This window comes from Subdoligranulum sp. APC924/74, assembly GCF_003324125.1.
GTDB lineage: Bacteria > Bacillota > Clostridia > Oscillospirales > Ruminococcaceae > Gemmiger > Gemmiger qucibialis.
The window spans coordinates 1-2,447 of record NZ_PSQF01000173.1 but is presented as its reverse complement, the minus strand read 5'-3'; the positions used below and the strand labels follow the sequence as shown (position 1 = coordinate 2,447).

Below are 2,447 nucleotides of genomic sequence, written 5' to 3'. Positions count from 1 at the left end.
TACCGCAACCCGACATTATCGAGCATTTTGGCAACGCAGATGCCGTGCCGCAGCCGCCGGAGCGGTGCTTAAGCCGTCAGGCGGGAATTGTGCGGTGTTGCCTTAGAAATAGAAAAAGGCATGTGCTTACATCTTTGAGGGATGGGGCACATGCTTTTTTCTTTTCTTGTTCCTTGCGCCAGTTTTCACTTGCAACCAGGCAAAGTTCCGGCGGGGTCAGGTGACCCCTCCCTCCCCCTTTATTTTCCCGTCAACCGTCCCATGTCTCCCTCCCGCGCACAATATTTCCCGCAAAAGTTCCCCATTTCCCACCCTGCCACAGGGCAGTTTTCAACATTGACCACATTTTTTGCGGATAATTTCTCCTGTTTACGGTCAGTTTTCCACTATCTTTGCAAAATAATCACACGATACTTCGTCATCTATTCCTGCGCAATTTTGCAACTCTGAGTTTTCAACGTTTTTCACAGATTTTCCCACCGTTTCCACTGTGGAAAAGTTGAAAACATTGTTCAAAGACATAAATCTTTTACATTTACAGTTGTAACATCTTGGTTACATGCCTCGTTTATATATTATAGAAAGTTGAAATTTTCCGCCAAAGGAGGTTATCGTATGGGAATGCACAGCACTTATACCGCAACGCATTACAAGGATTTGAATATTGACTGGCAGGCACGCGCCGTTACGCGCCACGGGGAGGATATTCTCCTGACCCCGCAGGAGTTTGCCCTGCTGCAAGTGCTGTTTGACCACCGCGGCCAGGCTGTAAGCCGCGGCGACCTGCTGCATACCGCCTGGGGTTACCCCTGCATCGGCATTACCCGCACGGTGGATGTACATATCCAGCATTTGCGCCGCAAACTGGGGCTGAAACAGGAGATCCAGACCATTTACCGTGTGGGGTATACCCTTTCCTGAACATAATTGGGAACACAAATCAATATTTTTTCCGTTTGTGCCCGTCAAAGTCCGGTTTATCACCCTCGCCTTGTGGTATAATGAGGGTATTCGGGTGTATCTGAAAAAAAATCACGGCTGTTTTACAGGCGCAAGCCACAAAACTGCACTTGCGAAAAAGCGTTTATTTTCGCCTTTTCAGGTACACCCAAGGCAAAAATGTAAGCAGCAGGCTTGACATTCCCTTGCGGCGGGGGTATCCTGAATACAGGAACAGAATTTAATCACTGCGTGGTTCTGCCCCGCGCAGTGCAGGTAAAGTGAGGCTCCCGCCATGAGCAGAATGTATGATATCATCCAGGAGCTGTGCCGCCGCGACGGCACTGACGTAACCAAAATGTGCCGCGCGCTGAAAATCCCGCGCAGCACCCTGTCGGAGCTGGCATCCGGCCGCACCAAACAGCTGACGCTGAAGCACGCGCGGCCCATTGCCGAGTATTTTGGCGTTACCATCGCCCAGCTTGCCGGGGATGAACCGCTGGAAACCGAGCCGGACCAGACGGATGCCGTTTCGGACCTGATCCGCGATGAGCCCATTGCCGCTTATGAGAACTTGAAGCGCTACCTGACCGAAGAGGACAAGGCCGATATTGCCACCCTGATCCGCCTGCGTGCGGAGATCAACCAGGGCAAGCAGTAAGCCGCCTTTGGCCGGGCCTGCGCTTGCGGGAGGGGCACGAATGTTCAAATATACCCTTGCAGCCACACTGGACGAAATGGACCGGGAAGGCATTACCGTGGCGGAATGCCCGCTGCGCAGCATGCGCTGCCTTTCTTTGCAGAACGGGCGCATTGTGGGCATCAACACCGCGCGGTTTGATTCTTCCGCCGAGGTGCGCACCGCCCTGATCCACGAGGACGGGCACTTTGCCAGCGGCGCGTTCTATCTGCCGTATTCGCCCTACCAGCTCAAAGCGCAGGCCGAATACCGGGCCGACAAAGCCGCCGTGCTCAAGCACATCCCCTACCCCGAACTTGCCGCCCGCCTGCGTCGCGGCGACACCCTTGCCGACGCTGCCGAATACTTTTGCGTGACCGAAGATTTCCTGCGCAAAGCCTATGCTCTGTACCGCGATATGGGGTATAGCTTTGGGGCCGAGGAAAAAGCGTAACCATGATTGTATACGACAAATTCTGGGAAACGATGAAGCGGTGCGAGGAAAGCACTTATACACTGATCAACCACTACAACATCAGCAGCGGCACCATTGACCGCATCCGCAAGGGGCAGGGCATTACCACGGCCAAGCTGGACGACTTCTGCCAGATTTTCCACTGCCGGGTCGAGGACCTGATAACCTATGTTGAGCCTGCCGATGGCGAACCACACAGCCCTTACAGCGAAAAAAGCCCAAAATAAAGCGACCGTTTGAACCCAAAAGCTCAAACGGCCGCTTTTCTATTTTACTTAGGCAATACCGCATAATTCTAAGTGCCGATACGGCGAGCGAGGTGCGGCAGATGCCAAGCCAAAAGCGCAGATAATA

The 2,447-nt window shown here is 53.3% G+C and carries 4 protein-coding genes; all 4 read left to right on the top strand.

Annotated elements, in window-relative coordinates; genetic code table 11:
• The first annotated feature begins 615 nt into the window (after nt 1-615).
• Entirely contained in the window at nt 616-921 is a 306-nt protein-coding gene (locus C4885_RS15965; RefSeq protein ID WP_114001280.1) for a winged helix-turn-helix domain-containing protein, read from the top strand.
• Between the two features lie 313 nt (nt 922-1,234).
• Nucleotides 1,235-1,600 carry a helix-turn-helix transcriptional regulator gene (locus C4885_RS15960; protein WP_114001279.1) on the top strand — a complete coding sequence of 122 codons (366 nt, stop codon included), beginning with the start codon at nt 1,235-1,237 and terminating at the stop codon, nt 1,598-1,600.
• Nucleotides 1,601-1,640: 40 nt separating this feature from the next.
• A complete protein-coding gene (locus C4885_RS15955; RefSeq protein WP_114001278.1) occupies nt 1,641-2,072 on the top strand; it encodes a hypothetical protein in 432 nt (143 codons plus the stop codon).
• A 2-nt stretch (nt 2,073-2,074) separates the two neighbouring features.
• Complete coding sequence (locus C4885_RS15950) at nt 2,075-2,320, top strand: helix-turn-helix transcriptional regulator (protein ID WP_114001277.1); 246 nt, start codon at nt 2,075-2,077, stop codon at nt 2,318-2,320.
• The last annotated feature ends 127 nt before the right edge of the window (nt 2,321-2,447 follow it).

Bases quoted from the DNA above. Each gene is read 5' to 3' on its own strand.
- C4885_RS15965 (WP_114001280.1), top strand. From the start codon at position 616: ATGGGAATGCACAGCACTTATACCGCAACGCATTACAAGGATTTGAAT.
- C4885_RS15960 (WP_114001279.1), top strand. From the start codon at position 1,235: ATGAGCAGAATGTATGATATCATCCAGGAGCTGTGCCGCCGCGACGGC.
- C4885_RS15955 (WP_114001278.1), top strand. From the start codon at position 1,641: ATGTTCAAATATACCCTTGCAGCCACACTGGACGAAATGGACCGGGAA.
- C4885_RS15950 (WP_114001277.1), top strand. From the start codon at position 2,075: ATGATTGTATACGACAAATTCTGGGAAACGATGAAGCGGTGCGAGGAA.